The 21,731-nt window shown below is 60.5% G+C and carries 18 protein-coding genes and 1 tRNA gene; 9 read left to right on the top strand and 10 right to left on the bottom strand.

Annotated elements, in window-relative coordinates; genetic code table 11:
* Positions 1–87 precede the first annotated feature (87 nt).
* The 3 genes from D8M21_RS00820 to D8M21_RS00810 all read right to left on the bottom strand — a co-directional run bounded on the left by D8M21_RS00820 (position 88) and on the right by D8M21_RS00810 (position 2,970).
* Positions 88–1,209: a TadA family conjugal transfer-associated ATPase gene (locus D8M21_RS00820; RefSeq protein ID WP_053090041.1), complete on the bottom strand. Its 1,122-nt coding sequence runs from the start codon at positions 1,207–1,209 to the stop codon at positions 88–90.
* On the bottom strand, positions 1,206–2,501 hold the full coding sequence (locus D8M21_RS00815) for a hypothetical protein (RefSeq protein ID WP_048683669.1): 1,296 nt from the start codon (positions 2,499–2,501) through the stop codon (positions 1,206–1,208). Before D8M21_RS00815 ends, D8M21_RS00820 begins: the two co-directional genes overlap by 4 nt.
* A 109-nt stretch (positions 2,502–2,610) precedes the next feature.
* Complete coding sequence (locus tag D8M21_RS00810) at positions 2,611–2,970, bottom strand: CHY zinc finger protein (RefSeq protein WP_238650898.1); 360 nt, start codon at positions 2,968–2,970, stop codon at positions 2,611–2,613.
* A gap of 42 nt (positions 2,971–3,012) precedes the next feature.
* On the opposite strand from D8M21_RS00810, the gene D8M21_RS00805 reads away from it, so the two are divergent.
* The gene (locus tag D8M21_RS00805; RefSeq protein ID WP_053090042.1) at positions 3,013–4,788 is read left to right on the top strand and encodes a bifunctional 3'-5' exonuclease/DNA polymerase; all 1,776 of its coding nucleotides are present in this window, start codon (positions 3,013–3,015) and stop codon (positions 4,786–4,788) included.
* A 294-nt stretch (positions 4,789–5,082) separates the two neighbouring features.
* Here D8M21_RS00805 and D8M21_RS11605 read toward each other — a convergent pair whose 3' ends face one another.
* Together D8M21_RS11605 and nth are read right to left on the bottom strand one after the other, a co-directional pair.
* The gene (locus D8M21_RS11605; protein ID WP_446720487.1) at positions 5,083–5,562 is read right to left on the bottom strand and encodes an NUDIX hydrolase; all 480 of its coding nucleotides are present in this window, start codon (positions 5,560–5,562) and stop codon (positions 5,083–5,085) included.
* Positions 5,552–6,430 carry an endonuclease III gene (nth, locus tag D8M21_RS00795; protein ID WP_048683679.1) on the bottom strand — a complete coding sequence of 293 codons (879 nt, stop codon included), beginning with the start codon at positions 6,428–6,430 and terminating at the stop codon, positions 5,552–5,554. The genes D8M21_RS11605 and nth overlap by 11 nt, the downstream gene beginning before the upstream one ends.
* 150 nt (positions 6,431–6,580) lie before the next feature.
* Between nth and acs the strand changes: the two genes are divergently transcribed.
* Together acs and aroQ are read left to right on the top strand one after the other, a co-directional pair.
* Positions 6,581–8,557 carry an acetate--CoA ligase gene (gene acs, locus D8M21_RS00790; protein ID WP_048683682.1) on the top strand — a complete coding sequence of 659 codons (1,977 nt, stop codon included), beginning with the start codon at positions 6,581–6,583 and terminating at the stop codon, positions 8,555–8,557.
* Positions 8,558–8,642: 85 nt separating this feature from the next.
* Complete coding sequence (aroQ, locus tag D8M21_RS00785) at positions 8,643–9,074, top strand: type II 3-dehydroquinate dehydratase (RefSeq protein WP_048684056.1); 432 nt, start codon at positions 8,643–8,645, stop codon at positions 9,072–9,074.
* On the opposite strand, the gene D8M21_RS00780 is transcribed toward aroQ, so the two are convergent.
* On the bottom strand, positions 9,071–10,249 hold the full coding sequence (locus D8M21_RS00780; protein WP_048683685.1) for a MarP family serine protease: 1,179 nt from the start codon (positions 10,247–10,249) through the stop codon (positions 9,071–9,073). The two genes, aroQ and D8M21_RS00780, sit on opposite strands and share 4 nt — an antisense overlap.
* 283 nt (positions 10,250–10,532) lie before the next feature.
* On the opposite strand from D8M21_RS00780, the gene D8M21_RS00775 reads away from it, so the two are divergent.
* Positions 10,533–11,210 carry a Crp/Fnr family transcriptional regulator gene (locus D8M21_RS00775; protein WP_048683688.1) on the top strand — a complete coding sequence of 226 codons (678 nt, stop codon included), beginning with the start codon at positions 10,533–10,535 and terminating at the stop codon, positions 11,208–11,210.
* A 98-nt stretch (positions 11,211–11,308) separates the two neighbouring features.
* Here the strand turns inward: D8M21_RS00775 and D8M21_RS00770 are convergent, their stop codons facing one another.
* The 3 genes from D8M21_RS00770 to D8M21_RS00760 are packed head-to-tail and all read right to left on the bottom strand — an operon-like array spanning position 11,309 to position 12,968.
* Positions 11,309–12,295: an NUDIX hydrolase gene (locus D8M21_RS00770; RefSeq protein WP_238650878.1), complete on the bottom strand. Its 987-nt coding sequence runs from the start codon at positions 12,293–12,295 to the stop codon at positions 11,309–11,311.
* Positions 12,282–12,764: a RidA family protein gene (locus D8M21_RS00765; RefSeq protein WP_048683693.1), complete on the bottom strand. Its 483-nt coding sequence runs from the start codon at positions 12,762–12,764 to the stop codon at positions 12,282–12,284. The genes D8M21_RS00770 and D8M21_RS00765 overlap by 14 nt, the downstream gene beginning before the upstream one ends.
* A 3-nt stretch (positions 12,765–12,767) precedes the next feature.
* Positions 12,768–12,968 (bottom strand): DUF4177 domain-containing protein, encoded by a 201-nt coding sequence (locus D8M21_RS00760; RefSeq protein ID WP_048683695.1) that lies wholly within the window; start codon positions 12,966–12,968, stop codon positions 12,768–12,770.
* Positions 12,969–13,163: 195 nt separating this feature from the next.
* Here D8M21_RS00760 and D8M21_RS00755 point away from each other — a divergent pair, with 195 nt between their 5' ends.
* The 4 genes from D8M21_RS00755 (at position 13,164) to D8M21_RS00740 (ending at position 19,496) form a co-directional block, all read left to right on the top strand.
* Complete coding sequence (locus tag D8M21_RS00755) at positions 13,164–15,317, top strand: transglycosylase domain-containing protein (protein ID WP_048683698.1); 2,154 nt, start codon at positions 13,164–13,166, stop codon at positions 15,315–15,317.
* A gap of 6 nt (positions 15,318–15,323) precedes the next feature.
* Positions 15,324–16,280: a metallophosphoesterase gene (locus tag D8M21_RS00750; protein ID WP_126855572.1), complete on the top strand. Its 957-nt coding sequence runs from the start codon at positions 15,324–15,326 to the stop codon at positions 16,278–16,280.
* 117 nt (positions 16,281–16,397) lie between these two features.
* Positions 16,398–19,304, top strand: a complete 2,907-nt coding sequence (locus D8M21_RS00745) for an FAD-binding and (Fe-S)-binding domain-containing protein (RefSeq protein WP_048683706.1) — start codon at positions 16,398–16,400, stop codon at positions 19,302–19,304.
* A 118-nt stretch (positions 19,305–19,422) separates the two neighbouring features.
* A tRNA-Pro gene (locus D8M21_RS00740) sits at positions 19,423–19,496 on the top strand.
* Positions 19,497–19,564: 68 nt separating this feature from the next.
* Here the strand turns inward: D8M21_RS00740 and D8M21_RS00735 are convergent.
* Positions 19,565–21,049 carry an MFS transporter gene (locus D8M21_RS00735; protein ID WP_048683708.1) on the bottom strand — a complete coding sequence of 495 codons (1,485 nt, stop codon included), beginning with the start codon at positions 21,047–21,049 and terminating at the stop codon, positions 19,565–19,567.
* 256 nt (positions 21,050–21,305) lie between these two features.
* On the opposite strand from D8M21_RS00735, the gene D8M21_RS00730 reads away from it, so the two are divergent.
* Entirely contained in the window at positions 21,306–21,635 is a 330-nt protein-coding gene (locus D8M21_RS00730; protein WP_126855570.1) for a hypothetical protein, read from the top strand.
* Positions 21,636–21,731 lie beyond the last annotated feature (96 nt).

Genomic DNA, 21,731 nt, shown 5'->3' with positions numbered 1-21,731 from the left:
GCATGAGGTTTCTCGTGTAAGAGCTCAGGTTTCCAGTCCACGATGCCCAGCACAGCACACCTGCTCCCAGCAGAATGACCCAAAGGATCATGGCTGAACCACCACTCGGTCTTGCGGAGGGTCGGGAACGACGACGGACGGTCCTTTCCCTTGGGCGTTCGATTCTTCGGGCAGGCCAAGGATCTTACTGAGCTGACTCCACCATCGCGTCGTGGTGATGTGGCCGAGCACGTCGATGTCAACCGCCGGGCGCACCATCAAACCACCGGTCGGGGCCTCGAGTAGTCCGATCTGTCGGAGGCGGCGCCCCTCCGGACCCCGCTCTAGATGGATCACGACCCGGATCGAGGCAGCCGTCTGCTGCGTCACCGCGTCCGGGCTCATGCCGGCCAATGCCCCAAGAGCCATGAGTCGCGCCGGCACAGCCTCCATGGAGTTGGCGTGGATCGTGGCTCCGCCACCTTCATGCCCCGTGTTCATGGCTACCAGGAGGTCGGCCACTTCTGGCCCTCGGCATTCGCCCACCACGATTCGGTCCGGTCCCATACGAAGCGCCTCTCGGATCAGATCGGTCAACGTGACGGCTCCCGAACCTTCGGCATTCGCAGAACGCGAGCGCAACGACACCACGTGAGGATGACGAGGCGCCAGCTCGGAGGTGTCTTCGAGGAGTAAGAGCCGTTCTGTCAAGGGACACAATTCGAGCATCGCGTTGAGAAGCGTGGTCTTTCCGCTCCCGGTGGCACCGCTGATCAGGAACGAGGCTTTGGACGCCACGATGTGCCTCAGGATCGTCTCGACGAAGGACGGGAACATGCCCTGATCAGCAAGCAGGTAGAGCGGAGGACGTTCTTCGGGCTGAATCCGGATGGACAGATGAGTGGTCGCCGCCGTAACTGGCGGGATGGCCGCGTGCAGTCGGTAGCCCATGGATGTTTGGGCACTCGCGCAAGGGTGACTTGCATCGAGCCGTCTCCCCTCGGCCGAGAGAATCCTAACGGCGAGGTTACGGACCTCTTCATCTGCGGAGAATCGGATGGAGGACCGTTCCAATCCACGAGGCCCGTCGGTCCACACTTCATCCGGGGCGTTGACGTATATATCAGTCAGGTCGGGGACCCACAATAAGGGTTCGAGGACTCCGAGACCTTGATATTGGGCCCGCTCCGACTCCCAGGACGCGAGTTTGGCGCCGGCGTGTTGAGTCATGACGACTCCCTGGAAAAGCGGCTTCCTCCTGGGGCAGCGATGCCCGTCAACCGTGGAGCGCCCGTAGACATACGACGTCCTGACGATAGTGGTTCCGCCACGGCGCTCCGGATGGCATCCACAAGGTCCGCTATAGGCCGCCTCAAGGGCCGCCGATAAGCCAATTCGAGGACCTGACCGGCCTCATATGCCTCGGCCGCCGAGGAAAGATGCGGGATGACCGCTGCCAGCGATTCGACACCCATAAATTGGGCCGCTTCTCGACCGGAGACATCACACCAGCGGGGACCGCTCGCCACCACCAGCACCGGTATTCTCTGCCGCCACCGACAAATCAGAACTTGGGCATTCGCCATGCCACGCAGTGTGAAAGGGGTGACGACGACGAGGCAGGAGCATTCTGTCATCACGAGATCTTCGTCGCGTGATGCAGGCAGACCGCTACCGGTTCCACAATCGATCACCAGCGGCGCTTGCGAAGCCAAGCTGTTCACTACCCTGTAGCGATGCCAGTCCTGCTGTTCAGAATGCGATGTCGTCTCGAGGCCTTCGGCCAGGACAGGTATTCCGTGAGGGCTGGGCAATGACGCGAGAATGCGCGCGCCGTCCGGCACGGAAGGAAGACGCTGAAGTTCGCCCCATCTCACACCGCTAACGGGATCGGCCGACATGCAAGCGTCGAGGGCGACGCTTCCCGGCGCGGCGTCAATCACGATGGGGGCCAGGCCGTCGTCCTTCATCCTGAGGGCCGTCCATATCGCTATGGAGGTGGTCCCGACGCCGCCGCAAGCCCCCACAAAGCCGATACGAGCGAAGGACGTCGCGTGGGAGGTTGCCGCGAAGATCCTGTCCGCCAGCCACGTTCTTCCCTGTGGCAACAGGACCACATCAGGGGTCCCCCAATCACCCGGAATGTCCTTCATCACGGACCACGGGTCCACGCCGCCAGGAACTCCCGCGATCACACATTGACGGGGACGTGGCATTTTCCGAGAAGTCTTGTCTACAAAACGCGCCAGTGAGGAAGCCGCTCCGGCCTCGATCACCACGACATCGCTACCGCACCACCGCGGTTCTTGCCCGGCGGGTATATGGCGAAATGGTCGGTCCGTGGCCTGAGCCGCGTCTTCGACGGCTCGGAGAAAACTCCGGCGTTCCCCGAAAGCGACGACGCTCCATCCGCTTTCTCCGGGGCTTGTCTGGAGGGCTTCTCGGCGAGAGATCTCGGCCAAGAAAGACTCCGGTCCGGACAACGATGAGGGTGAGGAATTGGTGTGCGCGACGGATTTCATGTCGGCAGAATGCTTCAATCACGCCCGAGTTCACCTGCTGGTCATCGTGTAATTCCACATCTTGGGGACGGATCCGTAGATTGGTTCCTCATTCGCCGGCTGTGGATGGCTAGTTGTCGCCAACCTCGAAATACAGGTCGTAATGCAGCGCGCATCGTTCATTGAATTCGGACAGGCAATCGGGGCATCGGGAACTCGCCATGTAGATGGCTATGGTGAGTTCACGCTTGCAGACACCGCAGAGAATTGCGGTCTCATCGCGTTGATGGAGCGACCATTGCCGCGCGGGATGGTCCGAGACTTCTTCATGACATCGGTAGCACGGGAAATACCTGCCGCAGCACACAAACTTGAGGGCGACGATGTCTTTCGAGGTTCGATAGTGGACGCAACGTGTTTGATCGTCGATGACAGGGCCGTAGACGTGGGGTCCGCGGGCTGAGTCGCTGAGGGCATCAAAGTTATCCACAGGCGTCATCGTATCGAGTGATCAAACGGCAATAATGGAGCCATGCTCATCGTGATCGGTCCCGATTCGCCGGACCACCCTTCGGACCCAGAAACCGCCACGTGGTCCGCTGTGTCCTTCAGCCAAGGACGCGAGGGAAATCGCAAGAGTTTTCCGTTCCATCGACTCGCCGCATTCGTCGCCTCGGTGGCCGAACATGCACCCGAGCCTCATCGGATCCGCTGGGTTTGGTCCTCAGCCCACGCCGCTTACCCGCGCATCTTGAAGGATGGCGCCACGATTGCTCGCTGCTGGGATCTGTCCCTCTGCCAGGCCATACTTGCCGACGCCGCCACCCTGCCCAGTAATGAGCTGACCTATTCTCCCACCATTAAGCTCACAAATTCCCAGGATTCCGCACCCCCAGGGTCTCTGCCTCCGCCTCGAATAAATCCAGATCAGACCTCTCTCTTCGAGGTGCCGACAAGTTCGTCGGCCCCACCTAGGCCCACTGTGGACGACCTTGTTACCGAGTGGAAAGCCCAACAATCAAGCCTTGACTCTTCGCCGAATCGGCGGCGTCTTCAATTGCTCCTTGCGGCCGAGTCTCAAGGTGGGCTCATCGCCGCGGAGATGCACCACGAGGGGTTACCGTGGGACACCAACCGGCACCGAGAGATCCTCATCGAGCGACTCGGCGTCGAGCCCCAAGAAGGTCATCGGCCCCCTCTGATGCAGGATTTGGCCGAATCCATCTCGGCAACCCTGGGCGCAGAGCACCTCAATCCGGATTCACCGCAAGATTTGCTCCGTGCGCTGAGGGCAGCTGGAGTCGGAGTCTCCTCGACGCGCAAATGGAGCCTCCTGGAATGGGCCGACCACGGGGGCCAACTCAGCCAAGCCCGGAGGGAATTGATCGCACCGATTCTCGAATATAAGCAGCTCTATCGTCTGTGGACCGCCAATGGTTGGCATTGGCTACGCGAATGGGTTTCCGACGGTCGGTTTCACCCCGCCTATGTTGTGGGCGGGGTCGTCACCGGCCGTTGGGCCGCGCACGGCGGAGGGGCAATGCAAATCCCTCAAATCGTCCGAGACGCCGTGCGTGCCGACAACGGCTACCGCCTGACCGTGGCCGATGCGTCGCAAGTCGAGCCACGAATTTTGGCGGCCATGTCGGGCGACCAAGCCCTTGCCGTCGCGGGACGCGGAAAAGATCTCTACCGGGGCATCGCAGAATTGGGGCAGCAAACCGGATCCGCGCTCAAAGACCGACCCGCCGCCAAAATTGCCCTCCTCGGAGCCATGTATGGTGCAACATCCGGCGAAGCTGGGGCCTTGGCACCCCATCTGAAACGCTTGTTCCCCGAAGCCATCAGCTTGGTCGAACGCGCTGCTGTTACAGGCCAACGCGGCGGCCAAGTCACCACGTGGCTAGGGAGAACCTCACCGGCCCCAGACGAATCGTGGCTCACTTCGGTTCGTGATGTGAGCACGTCCGCAGCGGAGTCACGATCCCACTCCATGTCCCGCTCTCAGGGGCGGTTTACCCGCAATTTCGTGGTCCAAGGAACCGCCGCCGAATGGGCGCTCTGCTGGATGGGCGAGATTCGACGTCGTCTTCGCCGCGATGGCGTGGAAGGCACCCCCTTAAAGACTTCACTGGTCTTTTTCGTCCACGATGAGGTCGTGCTCCACGGCCCCGAGTCGGAAGCCGCCGACGTTGCCCGCATCGTCAACGAATCCGCCGCGGCTGCCGGACGACTCCTCTTCGGCGACGCTCCCGTTGATTTCCCGCTCACGATCGCGACCGTCGAATCCTATGCTGACGCCAAATGACGACGCCGGCACACCTTCGAGGTGCTAGCAGCGGCAAGGCCTCAGATTGGCGCGGGTTTCCGACGCTTCCTATCCCATGGTTCGTCCCAGCCCAATTCGTGAAACACCCGGTCCAGCACGACCCCTGTAAAACCCCAAATGGTCACCGTTCCGTCCACCGAGGGCACCTCAAAAGCGGGCGATTTATAGGTGGAGCGGCCACGCGTCACGGTTGCGTAGTACCGGTGCTGCGGATTCGTCAGATCACGAACGGGCACCCTGAAGACCTGCGCAGACTCGGCCGTATCGACCACGTCAACCTCCGACGGTGAAGTCCACCACCCGAGTACCGGAGTCACCATAAAGTTGCTGACAGGAAGGGGGCACGGGCGCTAGTGTCCCCAGGACGGTCACTCCGGAGCGATCCAAACCGGTTTCTTCCACAGCCTCTCGGAGCGCCGCCTCCACCATGGGGTTTTCCGCTTCATGATCCACGGGATCGACCTTCCCACCGGGGAATGCCGGTTGTCCCGCGTGTTGTCGCAGCGTATCGGCCCGGACCACGATCAACACGTCGAGGTCTTCACCGACCTGCTGAGCGCCGCTATCACGGGATCGTGCGGGAACGTCGTCGAGCACCCCAAATAGAATTAGGACGGCCGCATCCCTGACGGAATCTGGGTCGATGCCACCGATCCGCCATGGTTCTCGGTCGTCCATGACGACGTCGGCTCCCCGTGCTGCTAAAGCGTGCAAGCCCGCTAGTGCCGCCTCATTTTTCTTCTCAGGCGCCAAGGCTGTACCCCTCCTGACGAAGTTCCCGGCGGGTCGCGCCTTCCAAAAACCTGCGGTGCAGCTCTTCCCGTCCAGGGGCAAATTCGTAGCGGAGTAATCGTGCCGCGGCCTCTTCATCGGTGACGCCGGCACCGTAGGAGGGGCAGAGATCGGCGATCGGGCAGACGCCGCAGGCCGGCGTTTTGGCATGACAGATGCGGCGGCCGTGGTAGATCAATCGGTGGGACAGCTGGGTCCAGTCGGAACGCTCGAAGAGGCCCTCGATGTCACGTTCCACTTTGACGGGATCTTCCTGGCGTGTAAATCCAAGCCGTCGGGAGAGTCGGCCGAAGTGCGTGTCGACCGTCAGCCCCGGTTGGCCAAACGCATTGCCGAGAACGACAAACGCCGTCTTGCGCCCCACACCGGCCAGGCTCGTGAGCTCCGTGAGGTTTTCAGGCACTTTTCCATCGAATTCGTCCACGAGCTGAGTAGACAGCTTGATAATCGACCGCGTCTTGGCCCGATAAAACCCGAGGGAGCGAACGATCTCTTCGACGACATCCGGGGAAGCCGCCGACAAATCCTCGGCGGTCGGATACGCCCCGAAAAGTTTCGGAGTCACGGAATTGACCTTGATGTCTGTGGTCTGGGCCGAAAGAACCGTTGCGACGAGCAGTTCAAACGGGTTATCAAAATCGAGTTCCGCGACCGCGTACGGATATGTTTCACCCAAAATTCGGTTGATCTTGCGTGCGCGCCTCACCAGTCCACGGTGGGTCTCTTCGGCTCCGGTACGACGACGCTTCGCGGCCCCGGCCCGAGCTTTGGCCTCCGGAACCTGACGAATCTCAAGGCTAGGGCGCTGGCTGTGCTCTTCGACGGTCATACCGCCCCACACTACTCACAGGACATGGCACGGACGATGTGGTCACGGTGTGTGAGCGGGTGACTCGGTGTTCCCTCCGTGCGAAACCTCTTGTCTCAGTGATTCGGATCACGAGATGTCTATTACAGTGGAGGCCAGACGTCCACGCGGATGAAAAAGGCCGCCGTCCATCACACGAAAGGAAGAACCGTGAGCGAGAATTCCCAGACTTTCCCTCCGTCCAAAGACTTCGCGGCTCAGGCCAACGCCACCGCCGATCTTTACGAGCAGGCAGAGAACCAAGGTACGGACTTTTGGGCGACTCAAGCCAAGAAGTTTCTCACCTGGGACAAGGAATTCACCCAGACCCTTGATTGGAGCAATCCGCCTTTCGCCAAGTGGTTCGAGGACGGTGAACTGAACGCCGCGTACAACGCCGTCGATCGCCACGTCGAATCTGGTCACGGTGACCGCGTCGCTATCCACTTCGAGGGAGAGCCCGGAGACTCCCGCACCTATACCTATCGGGACCTCAAGGATGAGGTCTCCCGAGCGGCTAACGCTTTCTCCGAATTGGGAGTCGGCAAAGGCGATCGCGTCGCCGTTTACCTCCCGATGATTCCCGAGGCCGTCATCACCATGTTGGCCTGCGCGCGTCTTGGAGCGATTCACTCGGTCATTTTCGGCGGATTCTCTGCCGATGCCATCCGCTCCCGCATCGAAGATGGCGAGGCCAAGCTCGTCGTCACGGCCGACGGTTCGTACCGGCGCGGACAGCCCACCACGCTCAAGCCCGCCGTGGATAACGCTCTCGCGAAGGGCGGAGACACGGTCGAGCACGTCGTCGTGGTCAAGCGCAATGGCGAAGATGTGGATTGGACCGAGGGACGCGACATCTGGTGGCACGACTCGGTGGAGTCGGCCTCGACCGAGCACACCCCGGTCCCGCACAACGCCGAAGATCCGCTTTTCATCCTGTACACCTCCGGCACTACGGGAAAACCGAAAGGCATCTTGCACACGACGGGTGGGTACCTGACGCACGCCGCCTACACCCACTACAACGTCTTCGACATCAAGCCCGAGACGGACGTCTTCTGGTGCACCGCAGACATCGGCTGGGTCACCGGCCACACATACGTGGCGTACGGTCCGCTCTTGAACGGAGCCACACAGGTTATCTATGAGGGCACCCCCAATCACCCGCACCAGGGCCGTTTCTGGGAGATCGTCGATAAGTACGGCGTGACCATCATGTACTCCTCCCCGACCGCCATTCGCACCATGATGAAGTGGGGCGAGGAGATTCCCAACCAGTATTCGCTCGAGTCCTTGCGGTTGCTGGGCACCGTGGGCGAAGCGATTAACCCTGAAGCCTGGCAGTGGTTCTATCGGGTGATCGGCAAGGAGAAATGCCCGATCGTCGACACTTGGTGGCAGACCGAGACGGGCGGCATCATGATCTCCCAGCTTCCGGGGATCACCTCGGCCAAGCCGGGGTCGGCTCAGCGTCCGTTGCCAGGCATCGGCGTCGACGTCGTGGACGACCTGGGCGAAAAGCTCGGCAATGGGGAATCCGGCCTGTTGGTTCTGACGAAACCGTGGCCTTCGATGCTGCGCACGATTTGGGGCGACGATCAGCGGTTCGTGGACACCTATTGGTCCCGTTTCAACGAGACGACGTACTTCGCCGGCGACGGCGCTAAACGCGACGACGACGGCGACATCTGGGTTCTCGGGCGCGTGGACGACGTCATGAACGTTTCCGGGCATCGCCTGTCGACGCCGGAGATTGAGTCCGCCCTCGTTTCGCACCATTCCGTGGCGGAAGCCGCCGTCGTTGGTGCATCCGATGAGACGACCGGCCAGGCTGTGATCGCGTTCGTGATTCTCTCGGATGAGGCTACGGCCGAGCATCGCGATCCGACGGAGCTCGCCGCGGAGATCCGTAACCACGTGGGCGAGGAAATCTCGCCGATCGCCAAACCGAAGAAGGTCCTGATCGTTCCCGAGCTGCCGAAGACCCGCTCAGGAAAGATCATGCGTCGGTTGCTCAAGGACGTCGCGGAAGACCGCCCGGTCGGCGACGTCTCGACCCTCGCGGATCAGACCGTGATGGATCAGATCACGGAGTCGCTCGGCAAATAGCCGGCCGATCCGCAGATGACGGGCGCCCCGGAGTTTTCTGGGGCGCCCGTCGCTTTACCCGCACGAAGCGTGCCAGAATGTGGCCATGACTAAACCGATCTTCGTTCTCAACGGCCCCAATCTGAATATGCTCGGTCGACGCAAACCGGAGATCTACGGAACGACGACTCTCGCCGACATCGAAGCGACGGTCCGCGAGCACGCAAGAGCATTGGGCCGAGGGATCGAGTTCATGCAGTCCAATCACGAGGGCGTTCTCATCGATGAAATTCAGCGTGCCCGGGACGAAGCCAGCGCGATCATCATTAACCCCGCTGCGTTCACTCACACATCCATTGCGATTCACGATGCTTTAGAAGCGGCCGAATTGCCGGTGATCGAGGTTCACCTCTCGAATGTGCATCGGCGCGAAGAATTTCGCCACCGGTCTTATGTCTCTTTGCAAGCCGAGACGGTCATTGCCGGGGCCGGAGCCTATGGGTACATCATGGCCCTCGATTACCTCGCGCAACGCTAACCGACGGTGCACTGCCCCGTTCCTACGGGATTCGTGAGCGACGTGGCTGCGTCGAGTGTTGAGTGCAGTTCCGTCATGGACAGCGCATAGCCGGTCTCGCCTTGGGTGGCCTTGGCGAAGATCACTCCGATCACCTGACCTTGCTCATTGAGCAATGGACCACCGGAATTGCCTTCTTGAACGTTGGCCGCCAATTGATACATTTCCCGCGGCTCGTTCGTGGTGCCATTTTGCGTTTTTGTCGTCGTATATTGCAGGCCCTGAATGGAAGCGGGGCGGGACATAAAGGGGCCGCCGAGGTCGTACCCCATGATGGTCGCCTTTTCTCCGGCCGTTCCGTTCTGTCCCAAGTCCAGCGGCTGGGCCTCAAGATCCGGTGCATACAGAACTGCGAGGTCCTTCTCCGGGTTATAGGCAACAACCGTGGCCTGTATCGTCTGTCCGTTCCGACTCTGAATCACGGGATGCACGACTCCGGCCACGACGTGCGCGTTCGTCACCACGTGGTCGCCAGAGGCGACAAAGCCAGATCCGGACTGATTTTGGGAGCAGGCATCGGCCGATCCGTTGATCTTGACGACCGAGGCCGACGCCGTTTTCAGCCCGTCGCTCTGTGGCCCGGTTTCGGTGGGCGCGGCTTGTTCGGGGAAGATTTGCTGCTCCAGCCGCGGGATGCCGGATTGTTGCAGCACCGCCGCCCTCGCCTGAGCAATCCCGCGCTGCACCGGTTGCGGTGTCAGACGTTGCAACGTCGAAATGATGGTGGAATCACCGACCGTGGTCGAGATCGATGGCACGCCGAATTGAGAGGCTGAAAAGCTGAGGGCGACGATGACGAACGCACACGTGACGAGGTTCAAGATGGCCCCGCCGATGCGGTCGAGAGGCCCCAGGCCGGTCCGTTCGGTCAATCGGCGCAAAGGCCGCCCAAACGCAATGCCGAGTGCCTGGCCGATACAAATCAGCACGAGGATGCTCGCGACGGCGACGGCGATCTTCCAGCCGCCACTCACCCTCTCGACCAGGAACGGCGTCACATAGAAGGCCGCGACGGCGCCGGCGGCGAATCCCACAACCGCCCCGAGGGTCATGAAAAATCCGCGGGCCAGTCCGCCCAGGAAGTATCCCAGGAGAACGAGAAGGAGAATCCAGTCGAGAACTGTGAAGTCAATCATGTCGAAGCACCAATCATCGCGAACGCATCGCAGTAAAGCCGTGGTCGGTGGAGACCTCGACGTTACCCTTCCCACCTGGCAAGAGCCTCATACTCCACTCGCTCCCAAGCTGTGCGCGAAGAGTGGCTCCGGTCTGTGGCGAATTCGATACGCAACTTATAGAGTGGCATCAAGGTACGTTGAATTTGTCACAGGTCGCCGCAATCTTGCCCAGGCTGCAGGATTGTTGTGATGCAGAGATCGCATTGGGCACCGAAAATGACGCTGATCACTGAGGAGAAAGATGGATATCGAGGTTCTGCGCAGGGCACCGCTTTTCGCAACTCTTGACGACGAGGCTTTTGCCGCACTAACCGACGATGTAACCGAGGTAGATCTGTCCCGCGGGGCGACCTTGTTCTACGAGGGCGACCCCGGAGATCAGCTGTACTTCGTCGTCTCCGGCAAGATCAAGCTGGGCCGCACGGCCTCCGACGGACGCGAAAACCTGGTGGCCATCATGGGTCCCGGGGAGATTTTCGGCGAAATGGCCCTGTTCGATCCGGGCCCCCGCTCGACGTCGGCGACCGCCGTTTCGGAAACCCGTCTCGCTGGCGTCAAGCACGCAAGCCTCAAGAAGGCCATGGACAAGAGCCCCTCGATTTCGGGCCAGGTGCTCCAGGCACTGGCACGTCGCCTGCGGCGCACCAATGAGAATCTTGCCGACTTGGTCTTCTCCGACGTTCCGGGCCGCGTCTCCAAGGCTCTGCTCGATCTCGCAGATCGCTTCGGTCGCCCGGCGACGGATGGCATCCTCGTGGCTCACGAGCTCACTCAGGAAGAGTTGGCCCAGCTCGTCGGAGCTTCTCGCGAGACCGTGAATAAGGCTCTCGCCGAATTCGTCCAGCGCGGATGGATTCGACTCGAGGCTCGCGCCGTCGTGATTCTCGACCTCCAGCGCCTCCGTCAGCGGAGCCGCTAACGCTTGATGGTTCGCCGTCACGGCGGATAGGCAAAGGGCCGGATGCTTCAAGCATCCGGCCCTTTGCCGTTGTCTTCAGTTAAGTCCTGGGTATCGGTTCAGGCTCCCTTGTCGCGTGTCCTCACGGCGTCGCGAGGCGGATCGAAGGCGAGCATCAGCTGCCCATCCTTTTCCACGAGTTCGGGCTTCTTCACGTGAACGCGGCGCTTTTTCGTGAGGAATGCGATGGTCGTGGGGCAGGCCGAAATGGCTTCCAGGAGGAAGAGGGTTCCCGGCGTTACCAGCTGGGAAATGGTCTTACCTACAGTATCTTCCAAACCGATTTCGTCTCCGAGAGCCGTCGAGTCCCGGTTCCCCACAAGACTTCCGGCGGATACCCAACGCCCCCACTGACCTTTCGAGGTCAAGAGTTTAGGCCGCTGCCCCACCGGAACGACGGATGCGAAGAAGTGCGTATCGAAACGACGGTGTGAGAAATCTGGCGTTTGCCACCGACCAATAGGCTTCAAGAGGTCAGTCCGCACTTTGAGCCCGGCCCTCTTGAGATAGTCGATGAAACCGAGCTCGTGTCCGGCGATGGCCTCCCGAGAATTCATCGTCTCGCTGGCCTCGGTGTATTCGACCGTGTCCTGGTCCGTGGGACCCGCGAACAACACACCGACCTCTTCAAAGCTCTCCCGAATCGCCGCGATCACAGCGCTTCGGGCGGCCACCACGTCGTCGTGGCCAAGTTTGACGGCCCACTGCGACGGCGTCGGCCCGTACCAACCGATCGGCTCGTGATCACCCGGTTCGGAGACCCCGCCGGGAAAGGAGACACGACCCAAGGGCGAACCAGGGGTGGTCCTATAGGTAAGGAAAGTCTCCAGCCCGTCGTGGCCTTCTCGGATAAAGATCACCGAGGCCGCCGTCTTCATCTGACAGCACGCGGACTGGTCATTCTCGTCGAGCCAGGCCCGCGCCGCCGTCTCTTGACGCTCGGAGAGCGGAAAATAGTACGGCGACGACGCAACGGTGCAGGTCGGGCGCCCAGATTGCGCGGCGACCCGGTGGCCCGGGAAGGCCAGAGGTTTAGGAATATTCAACGATGAGTTCCACTTCAACGGGGACGTCGAGGGGAAGCACGGCAACGCCGACGGCGGAGCGGGCGTGGATCCCGGCTTCCCCGAACGCTTTACCATACAACTCCGACGCACCGTTGAGAACCTGCGCCTGACCAGTAAATTCAGGATCCGAACTGACGAATCCCGTGACCTTAACCACGCGCTTGACGCGGTCGAGGTCTCCAATCACGGATTTAACCGCGGCCAATGTATTCAAGGCACACACACGAGCCTGATCGATGGCGTCATTCAAACTCACGGTGCCATCGGCTCCGGTTTCTGAAACCTTGCCCTTGAAAGCGAATTCACCGTTCTGCACGGGAATCTGCCCTGAGGTATAGACATACTGTCCCGAAATTACGGCCGGCACATACGAGGCCACGGGCGTCGCCACCTCGGGAACCGTGAGTCCCATGTCTTTCAACCGCGCTTCGACCTGTGAAGTCGTCATCGCTTAGGCCTCCTTAGGGCGCTTGAAATAGGCGATCGGGTTAGTCTGCGTCGGCGCGACCATATTGCCGGAGGGCGCATCGCCGGCCGGAGCGTTACCCGGCAGCACGGTGACGAGCTCCCATCCGTCGTGTCCCCAATTGTCGAGGATCTGCTTGGTCGCGTGGATCATCAGCGGCACGGTGGCGTATTCCCATTGAGTCATGGAACAAGACTATCCACGTCGGACACATGGCGCTATTCCAAGCGGCGGAGAGCGAACCTGAGAGAAAGGCCAGAGGCTCGCATCAACAGGCGGGATTTTCAGGGGTTTTCCAGCCGATTTCCGGACACGGTGTGATTTATCCACAGAGGGCTCGTTCGCCACACGTTTTCCCTGATCGACTTGTATGCTGTTGGAATGGCTTCACCCAAGAAATCAGCTCGGCGGCGCGAACGGCGCAATCCGAGCGACTTCATTCAGTTCATTGCCCTGAGTATCGTCGCGGGATTCGTGACGGCCGGATTGTTGATCCCGCCGGCCGCGACCGCCGGTCTCACGGCCAGCGCCTCGATCAACTGGTTCAAGGGCCTCCCTAGCGACCTCTCCGACGGCCCACTCTCAGGTCCGTCGACCTTTCTGACCAGTGACGGCAAGACCCTCGCGACGTTCTATTCCGAGAACCGTGAAGAAGTGTCGCTGGACCAGATCTCGCCGAACATGGTTAACGCTCAGTTGGCGATCGAGGACGACAGCTTCTATGAACACGGCGGTGTTGACGCGTTCGGCATCGGCCGCGCGGTGCTGAATAACCTCGTGCACCCCGGAACCCGACAGGGCGCCTCCACCATCACCCAGCAGTACGTCAATAACCTGCTGATTGATCAAGCGACCCAGAAGGGCGCGGACGCCACCTCCACCATGGGCGCCAACAAGGGCATGCTGGACAAGATCAAAGAGATGAAGCTCGCCATCTCGATGGAGCAGAACAAGTCGAAGGACGAGATCCTCAACGGCTACCTCAACATCGTGAACTACGGCGGCAGCAACTACGGCGTTCAGGCGGCCTCGCAGTATTACTGGGGCAAGGACGCCAAGGATCTCAATATCCAGCAGTCCGCACTCCTCGCGGGCATGGTTCAGTCGCCGACCTACTACGATCCCGAAGCCAATCCCAAGGCAGCGACGAACCGACGGAACACCGTTCTCCACTCGATGTTGATCCATAACAAGATCACCGAGGCCCAGTACGAGGAAGCCAAGGCAGCCCCGCTCGACCTCGACATCCACCACACAAATTCAGGCTGTACCGCAGCAACAGACGCTCCGTACTTCTGTGACTACGTTCGTAACGAATTCACTCAGGACGAGCGATTCGGTGCCAATTCCAAGGAGCGACTGGCCAAACTCACCCGCGGCGGCTTGACCATCAAGACGACGCTCAAGAGCAAGGACCAGCAGACCGCTCAAGACCAGGTCAACCAGACCCAGCCCACCGACAACAATCCCGATTCGGTGAGTACGTCCTTGGTCTCGGTCGAACCCGGTACTGGCAACATTCTTTCGATGGCCCAGAATTCGAATTACAACAATGGCAAGGGCGTCGGTAACACCGTTTACAACTACAATGTCGACTCCCAGATGGGAGGTACCCCAGGCTTCCAGCCAGGTTCGACCTTCAAGGCCTTCTCCTTGACCCAGTGGATCAAGGAAGGCAACGGGGTGGACGCCACGATCGATGCGTCACCGTTGAGCTACCCAGCTGGCACTAAATGGCGCGCGAGTTGTAAGCCTGGCGGTTCCGTCGTGAACCCCGGTGCCAACGGGGCATGGTCCTTCCAAAACGCGGAGACCGGCTATAACCATCCGATGACGGTCAACGAGGGAATTTACAACTCCATCAACTCGGCCTTGTACGCGATGGATAATTATCTCGATCTCTGCGGCGTCGGCCAGACTGCTGCCGACCTCGGCGTGGTCAAGGGCGATGAGTCCAGGGGTCGCATCAACACCGAGGATTCCTTGGCCTCGTTGATCGGTACGGAGAACGTAGCGCCGATGGCCATGGCCAATGCCTTCGCCACCTACGCTGCGGAAGGCAAGTACTGCGCTCCGCGTTCTATCACGGAAGTGACCGACCGCAGTGGCAAGAAGTTGGACGTTGCTCCGAGCAGCTGTCATCAGGCCGTTGATCCCGACGTCGCACGCGGTGTGAACTATGTGCTCAAGAACGTCCTGACCAAGGGTTCCGCTTACAACCGCGGCATTGGCCTGGAGAATGCATCTGCCGCCAAGACTGGTACGACGGATAATTCCACCCAGACCTGGACGGTCGGCTACACGCGTGGCGTTTCGACCGCCTCGTGGGTGGGCAACGTCGATCTCGGTTCGCGCTCCTTGAATGGCCTGCGCATCAACGGCCAAACCAAGGATTATGTGGATGGTTCCACGTACGCCGGTAAACAGTGGCAGAACTACATGCAGGCTGTGGCCCGGGACTACAACACGGACGCGTTCACCAATCCCTCTGACAAGGTCGTGAACGATCAGATCAAGTCCAAGAAGGCTGACTAGCCTGCGATGAGCGGACGCCTTCACACCACGGCCCCCGCCTCGATCACCTCCCTCCCTGCCCTCGTCGGTGGGATCGGGATGGCGACCGCGGCGGGGGCCGCGTCCGTCCTTGCTTACGGACATTTCATCGAGCTCAACCGCTTTCAGGTCCGCGAGGAACGTCTCGCGGTGCTCCCTCCGGGCTCGCCCGACATCGTCATTCTGCATATTTCCGATATGCATATGATCCCGGGCCAACGCCGCAAGACGGCCTTCATGCACGGGCTGGCCGAACTCCAACCGGATTTGGTCATCAACACCGGCGACAACCTCAGCCACATCGATGGCCTGGACCCGCTCCTCACCGCGCTGGATCCCCTCATGGACTTCCCTGGAGTCTTCGTCCCGGGGTCGAACTGTTATTTCGCTCCCCGATTGAAGAATCCAGCGCGTTACCTGTGGCGTCATACCGGCAACGAAGCCCGCGATCCTGACCATCAGCGGCTTCCCTTCGAAAAAATGCACGCCGCTTTCGAAAAACGCGGGTGGAAAGGGCTCATCAACCGGACCGATGCCCTGACCATCCGTGGGGTTCGTCTGGATTTCTCGGGTGTCGATGACCCGCATCTCGGTTACGACCGCCACCCGGGTTTCAACCCCGAATCGAATGACCCGCAGGATTCTTCCGTGCGCATCGGCGTCATGCACGCCCCGTATCTGCGCACCATCCGTCAGTTCGCCGAGGACGGAGCCGAAGTAATGTTCGCCGGGCACACCCACGGCGGGCAAATCTGCCTTCCCGGTGGACGGGCCGTCGTCTCCAATTGTGACCTCGCCCCGTCCCGAGCGAAGGGTGTGAGCTACGAAGGATCGGCGCCACTACAGGTTTCTGCAGGCCTTGGAACCTCTCGCTTCGCACCGGTTCGGCTCTTCTGCCCGCCGGAAGCCGTCGTCGTCCGGCTCACCGCGAGGTCCGGTTCCTGACACCGAGGAGTCATGAAAGAGGAGCCCTGCACGGTGGCTCCTCCCCGACTGCACGTGACTTGTGAGGTATGCCTGACCTGCCTAGGAGGACGCACGACAAATACCTAGGATGGGCCCATGAGCCAGACCACATCCTCCCCCGCTTCTCACCGCTTCACCGAAACCACCCCAGAATTTTCCGCCGTCGAGACGGAGTTGGCCGCCCACCAGATTCCTACGAGCCACCGAAATATTGACCGGCTCGCGATGGCACACGATGCCTCCCATTACCTGATGGTTCCGCAGGGCATCGTGAGGCCCTCATCGGCAGGTGAGGTGGCTCAGGTGATGGCCGCCGCTCACCGAGCGGGCCTGCCGATGTCCTTCCGGTCGGGCGGAACGAGCCTCTCAGGCCAAGCAGTTTCCGACGGCGTGATGGTCGATACCCGCCGCTCGTTCCGGGGCATCGAGATACTGGATGAGGGAGCGCGCGTTCGGGTGCAGCCCGGAGCCACAGTCGGCGCCGTCAACGGTGCGCTCAAACGGTACGGCCGGAAATTGGGACCTGACCCCGCCTCATCGTCGGCGTGCACGGTGGGCGGCGTCGTCGCCAATAACTCGTCCGGGATGTCCTGCGGAACCGACTTCAACACTTATAGAACCCTCGAGTCTATGGTGTTCATCCTCCCGTCCGGGACCATGATTGATACCTCTGATTCCGACGCCGACCAGCAGCTGAAGGAGCAAGAACCCGCCATCCATGAAGGGCTCCTGCGGCTTCGTCGGCGCGTGATGGACAATGCCGAGTCGCGGCGCATCATCGCGCACCAATTCTCCATGAAAAATACGATGGGATATGGGGTTAACTCTCTGGTGGACTTCGAGTCGCCCGTGAAAATCCTGGAGCACCTCCTCATCGGTTCGGAAGGCACGCTCGGCTTCGTTGCATCAGCAACCTTTCGCACGCTGAAAATCCTGGACGCCACCTCCACAGGACTTCTGGTCTTTCCGGATCTGCTTTCCGCTGCCTCCTCCGTTCCGGACCTGGTGGAGGCGGGCATGTCGACCGTCGAATTGCTGGACGCTACCTCGATTTCCGTGGCCCAACGATCCGGTCAAGTGGCCGATGCACTGGCGGAAATCGATGTTGATCAGCACGCCGCGTTGCTCGTTGAATTGAACGGTGAATCATCGAAAGAGATTACCGACCTCAAACAGCAGGCGTGGCCGGCTCTGAAGAATCTCAACCTGGCATCTCCGCTGTCTATGACGGAGGACGCCTCGCAACGAGAGCTTCTGTGGGCCGCCCGCAACAACCTGTACGCTGCGGTCGCTGGCAATCGACCTCAGGGAACCAATGCACTCTTGGAAGACGTCGTCGTTCCCGTGGAAACGCTGGGTGAGACCTGCCGCAGCTTGGGGGCCATGTTCACGGACCATGAGTACAAGGATTCGGTGATCTTTGGACACGCGAAAGACGGCAATATCCACTTCATGCTCAATGAAGAATTCGCCGTGGATTCCAAGGTGCAGCGGTACCAACGGTTTACGGAAGACATGGTCGATCTCATTTTGGGTCACAACGGATCCCTGAAGGCCGAACACGGCACGGGTCGCATCATGGCCCCCTACGTCCGGCGTCAATTCGGTGATGAGCTGTACGAGGTCATGCACGACATCAAACGGCTCGTCGACCCAGGTTCCATGTTGAATCCGGGGGTCATCATCAACGACGACCCGGATTCCTACGTCAAGAACCTCAAGGTCGAAGAGCCGGTCGAGGAAGAGGTCGATCGGTGCGTGGAATGCGGCTATTGCGAACCGGTATGTCCTTCTCGGGATCTCACCCTTACGCCGAGACAACGCATCGTGATGCGGCGCGAGATCAAGGCGGCCCATACCCGGGGAGATCATGAGTTAGCTCAGAGCCTCGAAGGAGACTGGGACTACGAAGGCGTCCAAACCTGCGCCGTGGACGGCATGTGCCAGACGCGCTGCCCGGTCGGCATCGACACAGGTGACCTGGTCCGTCGACTCCGATCGGAAAACCAGAATCCTCTCGAGGCCGCCGGATGGAAGGCAGCCGCTCGCGGGTGGGGCGCGGTGAATACCGCTGCGGGGTACGGCTTGCGGACCGCGAAGGCCCTCCCCTGGCCCGTTCCCACGACCGCAACCGACGTCGCGCGCAAACTCGTCGGCGACGACGTCGTTCCGCGTTACAACGCCCAGCTTCCCTCAGGTGGTCAACGCCGGGCACCCCGTCACGACGACGCCGCATCGTTCGTGTTCTTCCCGGCCTGCGTCAACGCCATGTTCGGCGCGGTCGACGAGCAAGGTTCCGCGACAGAGCAAGGGGCCACAGGCTCTCTCATGGCCGTTGCTCAGCGGGCCGGCCTCCGATGGTCGACCCCCGATGGCATCGGCTCGATGTGTTGTGGAACCCCATGGAAATCCAAGGGATTCAGTGGAGGCTATGACGTCATCTCGGAACGGGTGCTTCCGGCCCTCTGGGATGCGACTCAGGGCGGCGAATTACCGATTGTCTGCGATGCGTCGTCGTGCACCGAGGGCCTCCGGACGATGAAGGCCAAGGCCCTTGAAACGGCGGAACACGGTCCCACGGTCGGCCACGACGGAACCGTGCGCGACTACTCTGCCCTTCGGTTCGTGGATTCCGTGGAGTTTGTCGCCACCGAGGTGTTGCCGCGCCTCACGATTCGTCGAAAACTCGACGCTTTGGTCGTTCATCCCACCTGTTCCGTGACCCATCTGGGGCTTAAGGACCATCTCGTCGAGCTCGGTCAGGCCGTGGCCGAAACGTGTGATGTTCCGACACGTTGGGGGTGCTGCGGATACGCGGGCGACCGCGGGATGTTGCATCCCGAACTCACCGAGGCCGCCACTCGAGCCGAGGCCGCAGAGGTCAATCAACGAAGCTATGACGCGTATGCGTCGACCAACCGCACCTGCGAACAGGGCATGACCGAAGCCACCGGCCATGCCTATCAGAACATCGTCCAGCTCGTGGAGTGGGCCAGCCGCTAACCCGTGCCCACGGAATGGCTGAGAGCACATCCCGCTGGTTTGCCGCCTTTTCACCGATCGGCTATTCTAGAGAAGTTGCGTGACGCAATAGCGAGTATTCGCGCGGACACGTCAACATCGGGATGTGGCGCAGCTTGGTAGCGCGCGTCGTTCGGGACGACGAGGTCGCAGGTTCAAATCCTGTCATCCCGACATAATGAGCCCCGGAGCGTTTTCACGCTCCGGGGCTTCGTCGTTTCTCGTCCCTCTGACTCTGACGATCAGGCGTTGGGGGCGGCTCGTCGTCCTTGCATCATGTCCCGAACTCCCACACATCCCGCCAGAACCACCACGGCGGCGATCACGAGCAAGCCGGTCATCATGGCCGTAGGCCAATCTGACGAGGCGACCGTTGCAAAGACCACCCCGGTGATGGCGGCGATACCAATCGAGGTGCCGACGCGTTGCCCGGTTTGAAGCACGCCGCCGGCCGAACCCGCGTATCTCATCGGCACGTCCGCGAGCGTCAAAGTCTGGTTGGGGCTCACGACGAGCCCTTGTCCGCCACCCACAAAGGTCAAGCTGAGCAGCATCCACCATTCGCTGAGGCCGATGGTCCCGTGCAAATACACCAGAAAGGCTGTGCTGAGCAGGCCGAAGAGCACGGACATCATCCCTATCAAGACCAGGGGCCGACCGATGCGCACAATGTGGCGGCCCGCGATGGGGGCGCTGATCGCACTGGCCGCCGCCGCGGGGAGACCCATCATGCCCGAGGCCAACGCCGTGTGATGAAGACCCGACTGCATGTACAAAGCTACGAGCACCCAGACGCTCGTTACACCCACGAAGTACAGCCCGATCAGCATGGTCCCGTTAGCGAACGAGCGGGTCTTGAACAGGGCCATGTCGACCATGGGCTCACCACCGCGGCGTCGGTAGCGCGATTCCCACAACACCCACAGTCCGAGGAGTCCACAGCCGACTACCAACGAACTCCAGATCCAGGTGCCCGCTGCCGACTCAACAAACGGCAACATGATCAGCAATATCGCCAAACCGAACATGACCAGCCCCACGGGGTCAAGATCGACCTTGCGTTTGCGCATCGGCCGATCAGGATCGACCACCGGAAGGGACGACGTCGTGTGCTCAGCCGGAACGGGCTTCCAAGCCGAGTCCGGCAACCAGGCCTTGGCCAGCAGGAGCGCGACCACACAGATCGGCACATTGACGAGGAAAGACGCGCGCCAGCCGAGGGTCTCCCCGAAAACAGCCACGAGCACGCCACCGAGAACGGGTCCCACCGCTACCGATACTCCGACGACGCCGCCAAAGAGCCCGAATGCTTTACCGCGGGCGGTGCCCTTGAAGTATTGCTGCATGAGCCCAATCGTCTGCGGATTCAATAATCCCGACCCGAGCCCCATCGCAACGCGCGCGATATTCAGCACCAGGGCCGACGGCGCAAGTCCCGAGGCCAAAGCCCCGGCCCCAAAAAGCCCGACCCCGGCAAGGAAGAGAGGCCCGCGTCCGTAGACGTCCCCGGCACGCCCAGCCGCAACCAGGAGCACACCAAAGGCCAGCGCATAGCCGGATAGAACCCATTGCAATTCGGAACTACTCGCCCCGATGGAATCCTGGACCGAGGGGAGCACGACATTGACGATGGAAACGCTCAACAACGACATGAACAACGGGACCAGCGTCAGCGCCAGGATCTTCTTTTGCTCAGTGTCGAAGGAGTCAGATTGCGGTGGGGCCATGATGTCCAGTCCTACCCCTCACTTGGGCATCCGTCCACCTCACCCGAACTGAACCCCCGGCTGCGGGCGTGCCGATATGTCCTCACGAGCTGATGAGTTGAGTCAGGTAGTTGCGCCGTTCCGCACTTTCGCCAACCTGCCTTTACACAGAGGGCCACTCCCTGCACACCCCTACAAGGCTTGACCTTCAACACAGTATGCAGTAATTTACTACTCCAAATTTGAATGACTGTGTTTTTCTGACTTTGGAGTTGCAGTGAAAAAACTTATCTCATCCACCCTAACCACTTTACTCGCAATCTCTTTTTCACTGACAGGCGCCTCCCCAGCGCAGGCCCAGCGAGGCCCCCAAAATGGGTTGTCAACACAGAAAGTAAAAGATGCTTTGTCGACAATTCCACCCGACAAACTTCTAGAACCTAAAGAAAGTCAACCCAACCCGACCTTCTCCTTAATGCAAGATGAAATACCTAAACAAATAGAAATTAATGGCCCGTCCATTTCTATTGGGACGTTTGACATATCACTACCAAATTCGTCAGAGATGCAAATGGGTTCAACTGATAACAACCATCGCAAACTCTAGAGCTGATGAAGTTTATGAGTACGATAAACAAACAATGATAATTACTATCTTCTGACGCCCTGAGGTTCCATGGATAGCAAGCATGGAACTTCAGGA

The organism is Kocuria sp. HSID16901, from assembly GCF_003989425.1.
Classification (GTDB): domain Bacteria; phylum Actinomycetota; class Actinomycetes; order Actinomycetales; family Micrococcaceae; genus Rothia; species Rothia massiliensis.
Note: the sequence above shows the minus strand (reverse complement) of the source record. Positions and strands in the feature narration are given on the sequence as shown.

What these genes read in the sequence shown, in the direction of transcription:
- acs (WP_048683682.1), top strand. Translation starts at nt 6,581, where the DNA reads ATGAAAAAGGCCGCCGTCCATCACACGAAAGGAAGAACCGTGAGCGAG.
- D8M21_RS00755 (WP_048683698.1), top strand. Translation starts at nt 13,164, where the DNA reads ATGGCTTCACCCAAGAAATCAGCTCGGCGGCGCGAACGGCGCAATCCG.
- D8M21_RS00750 (WP_126855572.1), top strand. Translation starts at nt 15,324, where the DNA reads ATGAGCGGACGCCTTCACACCACGGCCCCCGCCTCGATCACCTCCCTC.
- D8M21_RS00760 (WP_048683695.1), bottom strand. Translation starts at nt 12,968, where the DNA reads ATGACTCAATGGGAATACGCCACCGTGCCGCTGATGATCCACGCGACC.
- aroQ (WP_048684056.1), top strand. Translation starts at nt 8,643, where the DNA reads ATGACTAAACCGATCTTCGTTCTCAACGGCCCCAATCTGAATATGCTC.
- D8M21_RS00735 (WP_048683708.1), bottom strand. Translation starts at nt 21,049, where the DNA reads ATGGCCCCACCGCAATCTGACTCCTTCGACACTGAGCAAAAGAAGATC.
- nth (WP_048683679.1), bottom strand. Translation starts at nt 6,430, where the DNA reads ATGACCGTCGAAGAGCACAGCCAGCGCCCTAGCCTTGAGATTCGTCAG.
- D8M21_RS00745 (WP_048683706.1), top strand. Translation starts at nt 16,398, where the DNA reads ATGAGCCAGACCACATCCTCCCCCGCTTCTCACCGCTTCACCGAAACC.
- D8M21_RS00820 (WP_053090041.1), bottom strand. Translation starts at nt 1,209, where the DNA reads ATGACTCAACACGCCGGCGCCAAACTCGCGTCCTGGGAGTCGGAGCGG.
- D8M21_RS00775 (WP_048683688.1), top strand. Translation starts at nt 10,533, where the DNA reads ATGGATATCGAGGTTCTGCGCAGGGCACCGCTTTTCGCAACTCTTGAC.
- D8M21_RS00765 (WP_048683693.1), bottom strand. Translation starts at nt 12,764, where the DNA reads ATGACGACTTCACAGGTCGAAGCGCGGTTGAAAGACATGGGACTCACG.
- D8M21_RS00780 (WP_048683685.1), bottom strand. Translation starts at nt 10,249, where the DNA reads ATGATTGACTTCACAGTTCTCGACTGGATTCTCCTTCTCGTTCTCCTG.
- D8M21_RS00805 (WP_053090042.1), top strand. Translation starts at nt 3,013, where the DNA reads ATGCTCATCGTGATCGGTCCCGATTCGCCGGACCACCCTTCGGACCCA.
- D8M21_RS00815 (WP_048683669.1), bottom strand. Translation starts at nt 2,501, where the DNA reads ATGAAATCCGTCGCGCACACCAATTCCTCACCCTCATCGTTGTCCGGA.